The 15,151-nt window shown below is 69.3% G+C and carries 16 protein-coding genes; 13 read left to right on the top strand and 3 right to left on the bottom strand.

Annotated features, from left to right (window positions below):
- Nucleotides 1-15: 15 nt before the first annotated feature.
- Genes B0I29_RS22675 through B0I29_RS22660 form a run of 4 tightly spaced genes read left to right on the top strand, consistent with a single transcriptional unit; the run spans nt 16 to nt 4,454 of the window.
- Complete coding sequence (locus tag B0I29_RS22675; protein WP_111651040.1) at nt 16-417, top strand: hypothetical protein; 402 nt, start codon at nt 16-18, stop codon at nt 415-417.
- The gene (locus B0I29_RS22670) at nt 414-2,039 is read left to right on the top strand and encodes a sodium/solute symporter (protein WP_111651039.1); all 1,626 of its coding nucleotides are present in this window, start codon (nt 414-416) and stop codon (nt 2,037-2,039) included. Before B0I29_RS22675 ends, B0I29_RS22670 begins: the two co-directional genes overlap by 4 nt.
- Before the next feature lie 40 nt (nt 2,040-2,079).
- Nucleotides 2,080-2,865 carry an ABC transporter ATP-binding protein gene (locus tag B0I29_RS22665; RefSeq protein WP_111651038.1) on the top strand — a complete coding sequence of 262 codons (786 nt, stop codon included), beginning with the start codon at nt 2,080-2,082 and terminating at the stop codon, nt 2,863-2,865.
- Nucleotides 2,856-4,454 (top strand): ABC transporter permease, encoded by a 1,599-nt coding sequence (locus tag B0I29_RS22660; protein WP_245972680.1) that lies wholly within the window; start codon nt 2,856-2,858, stop codon nt 4,452-4,454. The genes B0I29_RS22665 and B0I29_RS22660 overlap by 10 nt, the downstream gene beginning before the upstream one ends.
- Here B0I29_RS22660 and B0I29_RS22655 read toward each other — a convergent pair.
- Nucleotides 4,451-4,648, bottom strand: coding sequence for a hypothetical protein (locus B0I29_RS22655; protein WP_245972679.1), 198 nt, complete (start codon nt 4,646-4,648; stop codon nt 4,451-4,453). The genes B0I29_RS22660 and B0I29_RS22655 overlap by 4 nt on opposite strands.
- A 121-nt stretch (nt 4,649-4,769) precedes the next feature.
- Entirely contained in the window at nt 4,770-5,009 is a 240-nt protein-coding gene (locus tag B0I29_RS22650) for a hypothetical protein (protein ID WP_245972678.1), read from the bottom strand.
- Nucleotides 5,010-5,068: 59 nt separating this feature from the next.
- On the opposite strand from B0I29_RS22650, the gene B0I29_RS22645 reads away from it, so the two are divergent.
- The 9 genes from B0I29_RS22645 (at nt 5,069) to B0I29_RS22605 (ending at nt 13,821) form a co-directional block, all read left to right on the top strand.
- A complete protein-coding gene (locus B0I29_RS22645; RefSeq protein WP_375790624.1) occupies nt 5,069-5,632 on the top strand; it encodes a flavin reductase family protein in 564 nt (187 codons plus the stop codon).
- Nucleotides 5,633-5,750: 118 nt separating this feature from the next.
- Nucleotides 5,751-6,104, top strand: a complete 354-nt coding sequence (locus B0I29_RS22640; RefSeq protein WP_111651034.1) for a DUF485 domain-containing protein — start codon at nt 5,751-5,753, stop codon at nt 6,102-6,104.
- Nucleotides 6,104-7,777, top strand: a complete 1,674-nt coding sequence (locus tag B0I29_RS22635; protein WP_111651033.1) for a solute symporter family protein — start codon at nt 6,104-6,106, stop codon at nt 7,775-7,777. The genes B0I29_RS22640 and B0I29_RS22635 overlap by 1 nt, the downstream gene beginning before the upstream one ends.
- Before the next feature lie 137 nt (nt 7,778-7,914).
- Nucleotides 7,915-9,141: an LCP family protein gene (locus B0I29_RS22630; RefSeq protein ID WP_111651032.1), complete on the top strand. Its 1,227-nt coding sequence runs from the start codon at nt 7,915-7,917 to the stop codon at nt 9,139-9,141.
- 114 nt (nt 9,142-9,255) lie between these two features.
- On the top strand, nt 9,256-10,449 hold the full coding sequence (locus B0I29_RS22625) for an LCP family protein (RefSeq protein WP_111651031.1): 1,194 nt from the start codon (nt 9,256-9,258) through the stop codon (nt 10,447-10,449).
- A gap of 17 nt (nt 10,450-10,466) precedes the next feature.
- A complete protein-coding gene (locus B0I29_RS22620) occupies nt 10,467-10,802 on the top strand; it encodes a rhodanese-like domain-containing protein (RefSeq protein ID WP_111651030.1) in 336 nt (111 codons plus the stop codon).
- A 13-nt stretch (nt 10,803-10,815) separates the two neighbouring features.
- Entirely contained in the window at nt 10,816-11,610 is a 795-nt protein-coding gene (locus B0I29_RS22615; RefSeq protein ID WP_111651029.1) for a glycerophosphodiester phosphodiesterase, read from the top strand.
- Between the two features lie 84 nt (nt 11,611-11,694).
- Nucleotides 11,695-12,873: a sensor histidine kinase gene (locus B0I29_RS22610; protein WP_111651028.1), complete on the top strand. Its 1,179-nt coding sequence runs from the start codon at nt 11,695-11,697 to the stop codon at nt 12,871-12,873.
- A gap of 72 nt (nt 12,874-12,945) precedes the next feature.
- Nucleotides 12,946-13,821 carry a DUF5926 family protein gene (locus tag B0I29_RS22605; protein WP_111651027.1) on the top strand — a complete coding sequence of 292 codons (876 nt, stop codon included), beginning with the start codon at nt 12,946-12,948 and terminating at the stop codon, nt 13,819-13,821.
- A 4-nt stretch (nt 13,822-13,825) separates the two neighbouring features.
- Here B0I29_RS22605 and B0I29_RS22600 read toward each other — a convergent pair whose 3' ends face one another.
- Nucleotides 13,826-15,022 carry an arginine deiminase gene (locus tag B0I29_RS22600; protein ID WP_111651026.1) on the bottom strand — a complete coding sequence of 399 codons (1,197 nt, stop codon included), beginning with the start codon at nt 15,020-15,022 and terminating at the stop codon, nt 13,826-13,828.
- Nucleotides 15,023-15,151 lie beyond the last annotated feature (129 nt).

Genomic DNA, 15,151 nt, shown 5'->3' with positions numbered 1-15,151 from the left:
GACAGACTCGCGGACATGGCCGCCGATCAGCCCACGTCCGCGCCGGACCCCACCAGCAGGACCCGGGTCGTGCTGGCCGAGGCGGCGGCCCGGCGTAGCGCCACCGACCGGACCGGCATCGATCTCGCCGAGCAGACCCCGGTCGGTGAGGCGCTGGTGAAAGGCCTGGTGCGGGCCCAGCTGGCCCTCGCGCTGCGGCTCTCACTGGTGGTCGTGGCCGGCCTCGGAACCCTGCCGCTGCTGTTCGTCGCGGCACCGGCGGCCGGCTCGTTCCGGGTCGCCGGGGTGCCGCTGCCGTGGCTGCTGCTCGGCCTGCTGTCGTTCCCGTTCCTGGTCGGCGTCGGCGCGGCGTACGTGCGCTGGGCCGAACGCAACGAGCAGGACTTCGCCGCGCTGATCCGGAGGCCGGAGCGGTGAATCCGTACCTCGGTCCCGGCCTGATCGTGGTGGTGCTGCTGACCGTGGCGATCGGGGCGTACGGCCTGCGGTTCGCGCGTACCACCTCGGATTTCCTGGTGGCTTCCCGGTCGGTGAGCCCGACGTGGAACGCGGCGGCGATCAGCGGGGAGTACCTGTCGGCCGCGTCGTTCCTCGGCGTCGCGGGACTGATCCTCTGCTACGGCGTGGACATGCTCTGGTACCCGGTGGGATTCGCCGCCGGGTACCTCGCGCTGCTGCTGTTCGTGGCGGCGCCGCTGCGCCGGTCCGGCGCGTTCACCCTGCCGGACTTCTGTGAGGTCCGGCTGCGATCGCGCACATTGCGCCGGCTGGCGACCGGGTTCGTGCTCTTCATCGGTTGTCTCTACCTGCTGCCGCAGCTGCAGGGCGCCGGGCTGACGTTCGCCACGATCACCGGCGGGTCGTACGTCTGGGGCGCCCTGCTGGTCGGCGTCGTGGTCACCGCGAACGTGGCTTTCGGCGGGATGCGGGCGATCACCTTCGTGCAGGCGTTCCAGTACTGGCTGAAGCTGACCGCGCTGGCCGTACCCATGATTTTCTTGATCTTGCAGTGGCAGTCCGATGGCCGCCCGGCAGCGACGCCGCCGCAAGGCGCGGTCTTCCCGGCCGCCACCACCGTGGTGATCGAGCAGGACGCGATCATCAATGGGAACCAGCCGGTCAAGGCCGGCGAGAGCCTGGAGTTCGCGGCCGGCGATCCGGTGCCGCGGATCAGCACGGTCGACGCCGGCTTCGGCGCGGACTGGCTGCTGCCCAGCGGTGACCAGGAGCTCTTCGCGACATATTCGCTGATCCTCGCGACGTTCCTGGGCACGATGGGTCTGCCGCACGTGCTGGTCCGCTTCTATACGAACCCGGACGGCGCCTCGGCCCGGCGCACCACCCTCGTCGTGCTGGCCATGGTCGGGCTCTTCTACCTGCTGCCCACCCTGTACGGCGTGCTCGGCCGGATCTACACACCGCAACTGCTGATGACCGGTCACACCGACGCTGTGGTGCTGCTGCTGCCCGAGGCCGCGCTCGGCGGCGGTCACCTGGGCCGGCTGCTCGGCGCGCTGGTTGCCGCGGGCGCGCTCGCCGCGTTCCTCTCCACCTCGTCCGGCCTGCTCACCAGCATCGCCGGGGTGATCTTCACGGACATCCTGCGGTCCGGCCGCAGCGGCTCGATCCGCGAGTTCAGGCTGGCCACCGTGCTTGCCGCGATGGTGCCGACCGGGTTCGCGCTCTATGTGTCCGACATGGACGTGTCGAAGGTAGTGGGTCTCGCCTTCGCGGTCGCGGCGTCCAGTTTCTGCCCGTTGCTGGTGCTCGGCATCTGGTGGCGCGGCCTGACCGATGCCGGCGCCATCGCCGGGATCATCGCCGGCGGCGGCGCGTCGGTGGCCGCCGTGGTGATCACCGTTCTCGGCCCGCCTCTCTCCGGATGGGTCGCCACGTTCGTGGAACAGCCCGCCGCATGGACCGTTCCGCTGGCTTTCCTCGTGATGGTCGGCGGCTCTTTACTGACCAGCCGGCGGGTTCCGGCCGACGTTGGGGCGACCATGCTCCGGCTGCACGCACCGGAGTCACTGAGGGTGTGACCGGTTCCGCCGAGGCGCTTCGGACCGATACGTTCGTCTTATGACCATCCCGGCACAGCGCCCTCCGAGCGAACAGCCCAGTGCCGCGATGTCGCTGCGGGGCCTGGTGAAGAATTTCGACACCCGGCTCGCCGTCTCCGGTGTCAGCCTGGAGGTCCCCGCCGGCTCGTTCTACGGCCTGCTCGGCCCCAACGGGGCCGGAAAAACCACGACCCTCTCCATGGCCGTCGGCCTCTTGCGGCCCGACGCTGGTCAGGCTTTCCTTCTTGGGTACGACGTATGGGCCTCGCCAGCAGAGGCGAAAGCCCTGGTCGGCGTGCTTCCCGACGGCGTCCGGATGTTCGACAGGCTGAGCGGCCCGGAGCTGCTGGCGTACCACGGACTGCTCCGCGGCATGCCCGCCGACGTGGTCGACCAGCGCGCCCGGGACCTGCTCGACGTCCTCGAACTCGGCGTCGACAACCGCACCCTGGTGGTCGACTACTCGGCCGGGATGAAGAAGAAGATCGGCCTGGCCTGCGCGCTGCTGCACGCGCCCCGGCTGCTCGTGCTGGACGAGCCGTTCGAGGCGGTCGACCCGGTCTCGGCCGCGCTGATCCGCGACATCCTCCAGCGGTACGTGACCGGCGGCGGCACCGTGGTCTTCTCCAGCCACGTCCTGGAGGTGGTGGAACGCCTCTGCTCACACGTCGCGATCCTCTCCGACGGGGTGCTACGCCTGCACGGCACGCTCGCCGCGGTCCAGGCCGACCGCCCGCTGCAGGACGTGTTCGTGCAGGTCGTCGGCGGCCGGGTGGCGACCGGCTCGGAGCTGGCGTGGCTGTGACCGCCTGGTCGTTCGTCCGCTTGAAACTCCGGATCACCGGCAACGGCCTGCGCGGCCGTACCGCCCGGATCGTGGTCTTCGTCCTCGGCGCGGTCGCCGCCGGGTTCGCCGCGGTCGTCGGTTACTCGGTCTTCGCCGTTCCCGGCCTGCTCGACAATCCGCGCGCCGCCGGCCTGCTCTTCCCGTTCGGTGGCGCGCTGCTCGTACTCGGCTGGTTCTTCCTGCCACTGCTCTTCTTCGGTGTCGACGACTCGCTCGACCCGGCGCAGTTCGCACTTCTGCCGCTGCCCCGCCGCACGCTGATCACCGGGCTCGCCGCCGCCGCGCTGGCCGGCATCCCGGCGCTGTCCACCCTCGCGGCCACCGCCGGAACTGTCGACTCCGCGGCCCGGCTCGGCGGACCGGGCGCAGCGTTCGCCCAGGTACTCGGCATCATTTCCGGCCTGGTCCTGTGCGTGGTGATCAGCCGGGCCCTGACCAGCGCGTTCGCCGGTGCGCTGCGATCGCGCCGGGCCCGTGATCTGGCGACCATCATGCTGGCCGTGGTGGCCGCGTCGATCGGCCCGGCCCAGCTGCTGCTGCTCGGCCTGGTGAACCGGGCGGACTGGGACAGCGCCGCCTCGATCGCCACGATCGTCGGCTGGACCCCGCTGGCCGCTCCCTACACGATGGGTCTCGATGTCGCGGCGGGACGGGTTTGGGCCGTACCCCTGAAGCTTTTGATCGTCCTCGTGGTGATCGCCGCCATGCTCTGGTGGTGGAGCCGCACGATCGAGGCCGCGATGTCCGGCACCGCCGGCAGCCGAGCCGTCGGCCGCGCCACCAGGAAGAACGACAATCGTGATCCGGTCGCGCGGCTGCTTCCCCGATGGGCGCCGCGGTCGCGGTTCGGCGCGCTGATGGCCCGGGAGACCCGGTACTGGTGGCGCGAGACCCGGCGGCGGGCCGCGCTGATCACCCTCGCGGTCGCCGGCGTCTTCCTGCCGCTCTCCACCGTCTTCGGCACGGGCGGCGCGGGCGCCGGGGGACTCGCGGTTCTGGTGGGCGCGATCGCGCCCATCGGTTTGGCCAACCAGTTCGGGTACGAAGGAAGCGCGAACGCCACCAACCTGGCAACCGGAGTTCCGGGCCGGCTGGAGGTGCACTCCCGAGCCGCCGCGCACGCCCTCTTCACCGTGCCGATGCTGCTGCTCGTCGCGGCCGTCACCGGGTTCGCGGCGGGCGGGCCGGGCGGCGTCCCGGCGCAGGTCGGCATGCTCCTGGCGGTGTACGGATTCGGTCTCGCGCTGGTGCTGCCGATCTCGGTGGTGTTCGCGTACGCCCTGCCGGATCCGACGACGCCGTTCGCGCTCTCCTCCGGCGGCGGCATCAGCAAGGCGCTGCCCAGCCTGGGCGCGATGGTGGGCGCGCTGATCGGCGCCATCCCGGTTCTGGTCGCCGCTTACCTGCTCGGCCCGGTCTGGACGTGGGTGGGTCTGCCGCTCGGTGCGGGGTACGGCCTGGGCGCGTACCTGATCGGCGCGAACCTGGCCGGGTCCATGCTGGACAGGCGGATGCCGGAGGTCCTGGCCGCGGTGACGACGCGTTAGCGCATCTTGCGCAGCCCATCCCGCTTCACGAAAATGACCCGTCGCTCGGTGGCGTCGCCGGACGGGCCCAGCACGTAACCGTCGATCCAGAGCCAGCCGTCGTAAGTGATCCGCGGATCGACCCGGATCACCCGAAATGTCAGGGACCGGGCTCCCGCGAACTGGACACTGGCCGCACCACCCACGTAAAGCACGTCCCCTGCCTGGGGCAACGCTTCACTCATAGGCGGGCCGCCTCCCGTCATCACCGCGATCGACACTACACAAATCGGGTGATCGGATGACAGGTAGGCGACCGTCCACTTTCGAGTGCAGTCAGGGCCGGCCCGCCGTACGCGACTCGGGGCCGACCAGGCCGTCCTGGCGTACGAAGATCCGCCGCCGCTGCAGCGCGTTGCCGGCTGGACCGAGGACGTAGCCTTCCAGCCAGATCCAGCCGTCGTAGGTGACCCGCGGGTCAACCCTGATGATCCGGAATGTCAGCGCCCGATCGCCCGAGAACTGGACGCTTGCATCGGCACCGACCATGACGATGTCGCCCGGTCGCAGCACCACTCGACGTCTCCCTCCGTGGACCAGCCGACTACAAAATAGTTCCTGATCAATTAAATGGGATAGCGGCATGCACAATCTGTAATAGGGAGAATGATCGGATGAACACCGACGAACCGGGCGGCCGAATTCACTCATCCGATCCGTTCGCCGTGCCGGACTCGGAAAAATCCGCCGTGCGCCGCCTCCGGGGCCGGTTCGCCGCGCCCGTCACGGTCTGGACCACACCCGGTCCGGGCGGCCTCACCGTCTCGTCCACCGTGGTCGCCGACGGCAATCCGGGCCGGATCCTCGGCCTGATCGACGAGGAGAGCGACTTCTGGGACGCGGCCGAGCAGTCCGGGCGCTTCGCGGTCGTCACCCTGACATCCGCCGACCGGCAGCTGGCCGACCGGTTCGCCGGCCTGATGCCGTCGCCGGGCGGGCTCTTCGCCACCGGCGACTGGCAGGACACCCCGTACGGCCCGGTGCCGGCCGGCGCCGCCACCTGGGCCGGTTGCCGGCTGGAGAGCAACCGCGAATGCGGGTGGGCGCTGCTGGTCGAAGGCGTGATCGAATCGATAAACGTTTCTGACCTCGCGACCCCGCTGGTCCACTATCGGGGGCGGTACACCGGCCTCGCCTGACTACCACTGGGCGCAATCAGACCACCACTGGGCGCAGACGACGACCGGCGGGCGGTGACCTGGCACACACCTTCGTACGGTGCCGGGACAAGACCGAGCCCGAAGGTGGTGAATCCCCGTGCCTGCTTCAGCGGATAGATACCTCGAAGTCCAGCGCTCCGAGGAGTTCGCTCAGCTCCGCCACAAGCTGCGCAGCTTCATCTTCCCGACGACGATCGCGTTCATCGTCTGGTACGCCCTCTATGTACTGCTCTCCGCGTACGCGCGGGACTTCATGAGCATCAAGCTGATCGGCAACATCAACATCGCCCTGGTGTTCGGCATCCTCCAGTTCGTGTCGACGTTCGGGATCGCCTGGTTCTACGCCCGGTACGCGGCGAAGGAGCTGGACCCGCGCGCCGACGCCGTCTACAACGAGCTGGAGAACAACCCCGAGGCCGCCGCCACCACGCCTGAGGGGAGCGCCAGCTGATGGAATTCCTCTTCGCAGCGGAGGCGAGCACCAGCACCTCACGCACGCTGACCATCACGCTCTTCCTGGTCTTCGTCGCGATCACGCTCGGCATCACCATCTGGGCCAGCCGGCAGACGAAGACCGCCACCGACTTCTACGCCGGCGGCCGGCAGTTCTCCGGCTTCCAGAACGGCATGGCGATCGGCGGCGACTACATGTCGGCCGCGTCGTTCCTCGGCATCGCCGGCCTGATCGCCCTCTACGGGTACGACGGCTTCCTCTACTCGATCGGCTTCCTGGTCGCCTGGCTCGTCGCGCTCCTGCTGGTCGCCGAGTTCCTGCGCAACTCCGGCAGGTACACGATGGCCGACGTCCTGGCGTTCCGGATGCGCCAGCGGCCGGTACGCACCGCGGCCAGCGTCTCCACCATCGTCGTGTCGATCTTCTACCTGATCGCCCAGATGGTCGGCGCCGGCGCGCTCGTATCGCTGCTGCTCGGGCTCAAGCCGGGCACCGAGTTCCTCGGGATGGACGCGGCCACCGCCAAGGTCGCGACGATCATCCTGGTCGGCACGTTGATGATCATCTACGTGACGGTCGGCGGGATGAAGGGCACCACCTACGTCCAGATCGTCAAGGCGTTCATGCTCATGGGCGGTGCCTTCATCATGGTGCTGCTGGTGCTGGCGCACTACAAGTTCAACCTGTCCGCGCTGCTCGGCGACGCCGCGGAACAATCCGGCAAGGGATCGGCCTTCCTGGAACCCGGCTTGAGATACGGCGTGGAGACCGCCGGCGACGCGGCCAAGACGTTCTACAGCAAGATGGACCTGCTCTCGCTGGGTCTCGCTCTGGTGCTCGGCACGGCAGGCCTGCCGCACATCCTGACCCGCTTCTACACGGTTCCGACAAGCCGGATCGCGCGTAAGAGCGTGCTCTGGGCGATCGGCATCATCGGCACCTTCTACCTGTTCACCCTGGCCCTCGGCTTCGGCGCGGCGGCTCTGGTGGGTGGCGCGAACATCACCGCGCAGGACAAGGCGGGCAACACCGCGGCGCCGCAGCTCGCTCAGGCGCTCGGCATCGACTATTTCGGCGGCGAGACCGGCGGCGCGATCATGCTGGCGATCATCGCGGCCGTCGCGTTCGCCACGATCCTGGCCGTAGTGGCCGGTCTCACACTGGCTTCTTCGTCGAGCCTCGCGCACGACTTCTACGCCAGCGTGATAAAGCGCGGGAACGCCTCCGAGCGTGACGAGGTGCGCGTCGCCCGGATCGCGGCCCTCGGCATCGGCGCGGTCGCGATCGCTCTGTCGATCTTCGCGCAGAGCCTGAACGTCGCCTTCCTGGTGGCGCTCGCGTTCGCGGTGGCGGCGTCGGCGAACCTACCGGCGATCCTCTACAGCCTCTTCTGGCGCCGCTTCAACACCGCCGGCGCTCTCTGGTCCATCTACGGTGGCCTGGGCTCCGCGGTGCTCCTCGTGTTCTTCTCACCGGTCGTGTCCGGCTCCGCGACGGCCATGTTCCCGGACCAGGACTGGCACTTCTTCCCGCTGTCCAACCCGGGCATCATCTCGATCCCGCTCGGTTTCCTCTTCGGCTGGATCGGCACGGTCATCTCCAAGGAGACCGACCCGGAGAAGTACGCGGAACTCGAGGTCCGGTCGCTGACCGGCCACGGGGCACACTGACTCGACACCTAGCACGGGCCGGCGAGTCGCCACGCCGGCCCGTGTGTCGAATCTCATAACCGGAGAAAATCTCCCACCTTCGTGCCGAAGCGAGCGGCGGGTCCAGATCCTTCGCCTTGACTACGTAATCTGGATCCATGTCAGCCACCTCCTCCCCTAGCGGCTACCCCTCCGGACGGGCGTCCGTGCCCGCTTACGGGGGCCGGGCTCAGGCCCGCCCCACGGGAGGCCCGCGCGACGACTACGACAACTACGACGACTACGCGCCGACCGACCGGTCCCCGAGCGGGCCTGGCGGCCCCGGCGGGCCCGGCGGGCCCGGTGGACCCGGCGGCCCCGGCGGTCCCGGGCGCTCCTACAAGGGACGCCGCCCGCGTCCGCGCTGGAAACGGATCGCGCTGGTGGTGGGCATCGTCCTGCTGATCCTGGCCGTGATCGCCGGCGTCTCGGCGTACGGATACTTCAACGGCCTGGACAACAATCTCAAGCGCACCGACGCGTTCTCCGAGATCACCGCGGACCGGCCGGCCAAGACGGTCGAGGGCGCGTTCAACATCCTGCTGGTCGGCAGCGACTCCCGGGACCCGGACGCGAAGCAGGACGCCAAGAACGCCTGGCGCGCCGACACGCTGATGGTCATGCACGTCCCGGCCGACCACAAGTCCGCTCAGCTCGTCTCGATCCCGCGTGACCTCTGGGTGCAGATCCCGGCCGGCAACAACGACGCCTGCACCTCGGGCAGCCGGGCGAAAATCAACGCGGCCTTCGCGTTCGGCGGCATCCCGCGCGCGGTGCGGACCGTCGAGTGCATGACCGACGTGCGCATCGACCACGTCATGGCGATCGACTTCGGCGGCTTCAAGGAGGTCACCGACGCGATCGGCGGCGTCGACCTCAAGGTGGACCAGAGCATCACGTCGATCCACAAGCCGTACCGGAAGTTCACCAAGGGCATGATGCACATGGACGGCGCCCAGGCGCTGGACTGGGTGCGTCAGCGCAAGCAGTTCGCCCGCGGCGACTTCGCCCGCATGCAGCACCAGCAGGAGTTCCTGAAGGCCGTCATGGACAAGGCCGCGAGCGGCGGCACCCTGGCCAGCCCGACCAAGCTGGACGCCTTCCTGGACTCGGTCTCGGCAGCGGTCACGGTCGACGAGACGTTCTCGCTGAAGGACATGGCACTGCAGTTCCGCAGCCTGCGCGGCGAGAACCTGACGTTCATGACCAGCCCCAACAAGGGCAGCGACACGATCAGCGGCCAGTCCGTGGTGGTGTCCGACCGGGAGAAGGCGATCGCGCTCTACAAGGCGATGGCCGACGACAAGATGGCCGAGTACATGGCCGCAAATCCGGTCAAGAAGTAACATCCGGCCGCAGGTGGGACGGCTTCTTCAGATTGAAACTTGCTAGATCTTCAGTTGTACGCAGGGTGTCCGTAAGGTTATGCAGCCCCTCCTCCCACCCCCTTGGAGAGCTGCATGACCGTCACGGCCGACCGTCCGACGCCGTCATCGGATCTTGCCTCTCTGCTCGACCCCGACGCGCCTGACGGGCCACGGGAGATCCGGTCCCGCAAGGCGAAAAAGGTTCGCTCGCCGCTCTGGGCCCGGATCACCACATCGGTCGGCGTCGTACTGCTGGTGGCGAGCGCGGGCGGGCTGGTCGGCGGCAAGGTCATGATCAGCAAGACGACCGACAGCATCGCGCTGGAGAACCTGACCGGCGACGCGAAAAAGACCGAGGCGGAGGGCGGCGGCGCCACCCTCGAGGGCCCGATCGACATGCTGCTGATGGGCGTGGACGCCCGGGAGCGGTGGGCCGCCGACGAGCTGCGGTCCGACACGATCATCGTGCTGCACATCCCGGCCAGCCACGACCAGGCGTACCTGATCTCGATCCCGCGCGACACCGAGGTCACCGCCCCGGCGTTCGCGCCGAGCAAATACTCCGGCGGCACGGTCAAGGCGACCGAGGCGTTCTTCTTCGGCGCACAGAACGGCGGCGGCTGGACCGGCGGCGCCCAGCTGCTCTCGAAGACCCTGAAAGCCGAGACCGGGATCAGCTTCGACGGCGCCGGCATCATCAACTTCGGCGGCTTCAAGCAGGTCATCGACGAGCTCGGCGGCGTCAAGATGTGCGTCGACCAGCAGGTCACCTCGAAACACATGAAGCTGGTCGGCGGCGAGCCGATGTGGCTGGCCGAGGCCCGCAAGTCCGGCAAGCCGATGAAGGACGTCGTGCACGAGGTCGGCTGCAAGGAGATGGAGGGCTGGGAGGCGCTTGATTACGCCCGCCAGCGCTACGGCCTCAAGAACGGTGACTACGACCGCCAGCGCCACCAGCAGCAGCTGATCAAGGCGATGGCGAAGAAGGCGTCCAGCAGCGGCACCCTCACCAACCCGCTCAAGATCAGCTCGATCATCAAGTCGGCGGGCGAGGCGCTCGTCCTGGACATCGGCGACATCCAGCTCACCGACTTCGTCCTGGGGCTCTCCGGCGTCGCGGCGAACGACATGGTGCTGCTCCGGACGAACGACGGGACCTTCTCCGGCAACGGCAACGGCCGCGAGGTCTTCAACGACACGAGCAAGGCCATGTTCCAGGCGGTCAAAGAGGACAAGCTGGCCGAGTTCGTACTCGACAACCCGGACGTCGTCGCAACCGAGAAGTGACGTCGTAATCTGTTCCCGTGTTCGGACCACACGTACCCAGCATCACCTCTGACGAGGTTGAGCCCGGCGCCTTCCTTCTCGACGTTCGCGAACCCGACGAGTGGACCGCCGGGCACGCGCCCGGCGCCCACCACCTGCCGATGATGGAGGTCCCGGCCCGGATGGCCGAGGTACCGACGGATGGCGACGTGGTGGTGGTCTGCCGGGCCGGTGGACGCTCCGGTCAGGTCGTCGCCTATCTGATCAACCAAGGGTGGGACAACCTCCGCAACCTCGACGGCGGCATGCAGGCCTGGGCCGCTGCCGGGCGCGATGTAGTGAGTGAGGACGGACAGCCGGCCCGCGTGATCTGAAAGTCCCAGGGACATGCCCGCCGAAAACTACCGTCCGCTCGTCTTCGCCCATCGTGGCGGAGCGGACGCACTGCCCGAGCACACGCTCGGGGCGTACCTGCGCGCGCTGGAAGAAGGCGCGGACGGCCTTGAGTGCGATGTTCGCCTGACCCGTGACGGCCATCTGGTCTGCGTGCACGACGGGCGCCTGGAACGGACCAGCAACGGCCGGGGACGGGTCAGCGCCAAGACCCTCGCCGACCTGGAGACGCTGAACTTCGGCTCCTGGCACCCCGGGTACCCCGCCGAGGAGGAGCTGCCGGTCCTGTCCCGGCTGCTCACCCTGGAACGGCTGCTGGAGGCGCTGCTCTCCTCCGGCCGCCGGGTCCGCCTGCTGATCGAGACGAAACACCCGTCCCGGTACGGCGCCGAGGTGGAGCGCCGGCTCGTGCGGATGCTCCGTCACTACGGACTCGCCGATCCGAAGCCGGACGACCTCGTACAGGTCACCGTGATGTCCTTCGCGGCGCTGGCACTGCGGCGCATCCGGGCGCAGGCGCCCGGTGTGCCGCGGGTCTTCCTCATGGAGTTCGTCCCGCCCGGCCTCGGCCGCGGACGGCTGCCGTTCGGCGCGCACGCCGCCGGACCCGGCGTCGAAGTGATCCGGGCACGGCCCGGGCTGCTGCCGGCGATCCGCGCGGCCGGACACCAGACATACGTCTGGACCGTGAACGAACCAGCGGATCTCGAACTCGTCCTGGCACACCGGGTCGATGGTGTGATCACCGATCGTCCACGGTTCGTGCTGGACCAACTCGGTGGAGTGTGACCTGCGACACTCAACGGCCACCAGCTGCAGGATCCGCTTAGGTTCATCTGCCCAAAACCCGGCGGGCGAGGCAGACTCGCAGACATGCCGGACCGCCGTCCCGACTACGTGACACTGACCCGGGGTCAGATCGCGGCGCTCGACCGCGTCAACGCGGGTGAGCCGGGTCTGTCCGTGCTCCAGCAGTTCGTCCGGCTCGCGCAGGACGTGCTCGGGGCACGCGGCGCGGGCTTCGCGGAATACGCGACGGGCCACGCCCGGATCATCTCGGCCACCGGGGTCTGCGAGCCGGCGCTCGGCCGCCGCGTGGAGCGGCCCGGCAACCCGGCGGTGCTGCCTCTCGACTCGGTGAACAGCGCGTTCGCCGGCAAGATCGAGGGCGGGGAGCTGCGCCACATGCTCGGCGCCCGCTGCGAGATGAACCGCATCGTGGTCGGCTCCCTGCACGTCTACTTCGGCGATGACGACGACCCGGGCCCCGAGCACCACGCCGTCATGGAGCTCATCGCCGGCCACCTGGGCCGTCTCTACGGGCGGCAGGCCGGGCTCCCGGTGCACCCGGAGCCGGCGCCCGAGCAGGCCCTGCGCCAGGAGGACCGGGACCTCTGGGTCGCGGTCACCAGCCACGAGTTGCGGACGCCGGTCACGGTCATCAAGGGGTACGCGGACACCCTCACCAACCACTGGGAGACCCTCGGTGAGGCGGGGCGCAGGGAGGCCGTCCGGGTCATCGGCACCCGTGCCGGCGAGCTGGCCCGTCTGCTGGACCGTCTCCTTTCGGCCACCACCGACGACGGCTCGGTCGGCACGTCAGCGGCCGGCCCGTTCGACCTGGCCGAGGCGTTGCGTGCGGCGGCCGGCGAGCTGCCCGGCGCCCTGCGGGGACGGATCCGCTTCGGCGACCTGCCGCCCGGCCTGCCGAAGGCGTACGGGAACCGCGACTCCATCACCACGATCCTCACCGAACTGGCCACCAACGCCGAGCGGAACTCGGAACCGGACACCCCGATCGAGGTCTGTGCCGGCACCGACGACGACACGCTGCGGTTCCGGGTCTCCGACCAGGGCGTCGGCATCGCACCGGAAAACGTGGAGCGTGCCTTCGAGCGTTACTGGCGGGCCGGCGACAACGGCCGCCAGCCCGGCGCCGGGCTCGGCCTCTACCTGGTCCGCCGGTTGATAGAGCGCCAGAACGGCTGGGTCTCGCTACGCCCGAGGGACAGCGGTGGCACGGTCGCCGAAGTACGCCTTCCGCGTGCCTGAATCCTCCCATTTCCGGACACGGGGTGGCCCACGTCACGGGTTCCGAGGAACAACCGCTTACGCTGTTTCCTCGTGAGCAAGCGTCGTAAGTCCCGCGAAACCGCCCCGAAGACCAAGCTGCGCGACATTTTCGTCGCCCGCCCCTTCGAGGGCCTGGCCGATGAGCCGGAGTGGGTCGCGCTGCGCGAGCTGGTCCCCGCGGCCTCCGCGCCGCTGACCCTCAAGCCCGAGGTCGTCGAGGAGTTCGGCGACCGCCCGGTCACCCTCTCCACCGTGCTGCCGATGGCCTGGCCGGCGATGACCCGGGCCGACGGCCGCGTCTTCATCGGTCTTCAGCGGCACGTCCAGTCCGGTGACGTCTCCCGCGACCTGGCCGTGGCGATCCTCAGCGCGCTGCAGACCAAGCCCGGTGACACGGTCGCCGTCCCGGCGCTGCCCGGCGAGGGCCCGCGCCTGCAGGACCTCCTGGTCGACGGCCCGCTCGACATCACCATGCACGACGGCTTCGAGTACTGGCTGGACGCCGACCAGATCCAGGACTCCAACGTGCGGGCGTCCCTGGAGCGGGCGAACGCCTCCATCTACCCGACAATCCGGCTCGCCGCCGCGAAGGCCGCGTACTGGTGCCGGGTCGCCCCGGAGAAGAGCCACATCCGCTGGGTGCTCCCGGAGGCCGAGGACCAGGCTCTGGACGCGCTGGCCCGGCTCTCCGCCGCGGGCGAGCTCCTGCTCGGCGAGAACACCAAGTTCGCCGGCATGTTCCGCGCCCACGGCGTGCTCGTCCCGGTCTGGGACGTCCCCGGCGAGCCGGACGGCACCGACTTCGAGGCCCCGCTGGCCGATTTCGCCAAGCGGTACGCCGACACCCTCGCGGTCAACGAGCCCCTCGACGCGGCCGCCCGCCGCGCCAAGCAGGGCCTGATCGGCCGCCAGCTCACCCTCCGCTGACCCGTTATCGGCTAGTTAGCGGATCACGCGTAATCGGGCAGCTCATGCACCTCGGGCCGCCCCGGCCGCTGCCCAGCTCGGAACCGCTGATCCGGATCACTTCGATCCCGGCGCGTTCCAGCTGGGCGTTCGTCTCCACGTTGCGCTCGTAAGCGACGCAGAGCCGAGGGGCGAGCGCCAGCGTGTTGTTCCCGTCGTCCCACTGCTCCCGCTCGGCGGTCACCGGGTCGAGTCCGGTGTCGATCACCCGCAGGTGGTCGATGCCCATCGCCTCGGCGGCCGCCTCCAGGAACGGGCGTGGCGCGCGGACCAACAGCTCGTCGTCGAGCCCGGCGGTCACGGTCCAGGCCACCAGCGAGCCGGCGACGTTGGGGTACATCACCACGGCGTCGACGTCGACCATCGTGCAGACGGTGTCGAGGTGCATCGTGGCGCGTTCCTGGGCGATCGGCACGGCCAGCACGGTGTGCGCGAGGCCGGCGGACAGCACGCGGCGGGCGAGACGTTCGGCGCCGGCCGGTGTGGTGCGCTCGCCGACGCCGATCGCGAGCACCCCGGGCGCCAGGACCAGCACGTCGCCGCCCTCGACGTGTTCCAGCGCCGGGTCGTACAGCAGTGGCGCCGTGGCGAAGCGCGGGTGATAGCGGTAGATCGCCTGGGTCAGCGTGGTCTCCCGGCGGCGGGCCGGCATGGCCAGGCTGGTGACCGCGACCCGGTCGCCCACCCAGACCGACGAGTCGCGGGTGAAGAGCAGGTTCGGCAGGGGGTCGATCACGAAGTCGTACCGGTCCATCATTTCGTAGACCAGGCCGCCGGCGCCGGGCTTGATCTCCTCGTGCGCCAGGCCCGCCATCAGGACACCGGCCAGGCGCGCCGGTTCCAGATCGCGAAGGTACGACGTGACGACCGCCCGCAACGAGTCGCCGAGGCGTGGATCGGCCAGCACTCCCGCGGTCAGCTCCTCGCGGGCCTGCTCCACGGCGAGGGTTTCGGTCAGCAACGTTTCGAGATACAGCACCTCGACGCCGCGGGACCGTAAGGCCTCGGCAAACGAGTCGTGTTCCTCTTGGGCCCTGCCGACCCACGGAATAGCGTCGAAGAGCAGGGAGTCGTTGTTACGTGGCGTCAGCCGGGCCAGCTCAGCGCCGGGCCGGTGCAGCAGGACGGTGCGCAGGGTGCTCACTTCACTGTCGACGTACACATCGCCGACGTTAGCGGGTACCGAGTGCGATCAGGTCGTGACGTTCTGACTAGATCTTGGGACGACCATGCATCCCACGGACGGTGGCGATAACTTGTCAGGGTGCGACGAGACTGCGGCACTCAGGCG

This window comes from Actinoplanes lutulentus (assembly GCF_003259845.1).
GTDB lineage: Bacteria > Actinomycetota > Actinomycetes > Mycobacteriales > Micromonosporaceae > Actinoplanes > Actinoplanes lutulentus.
This window is presented reverse-complemented; position numbering and strand designations above follow the sequence as displayed.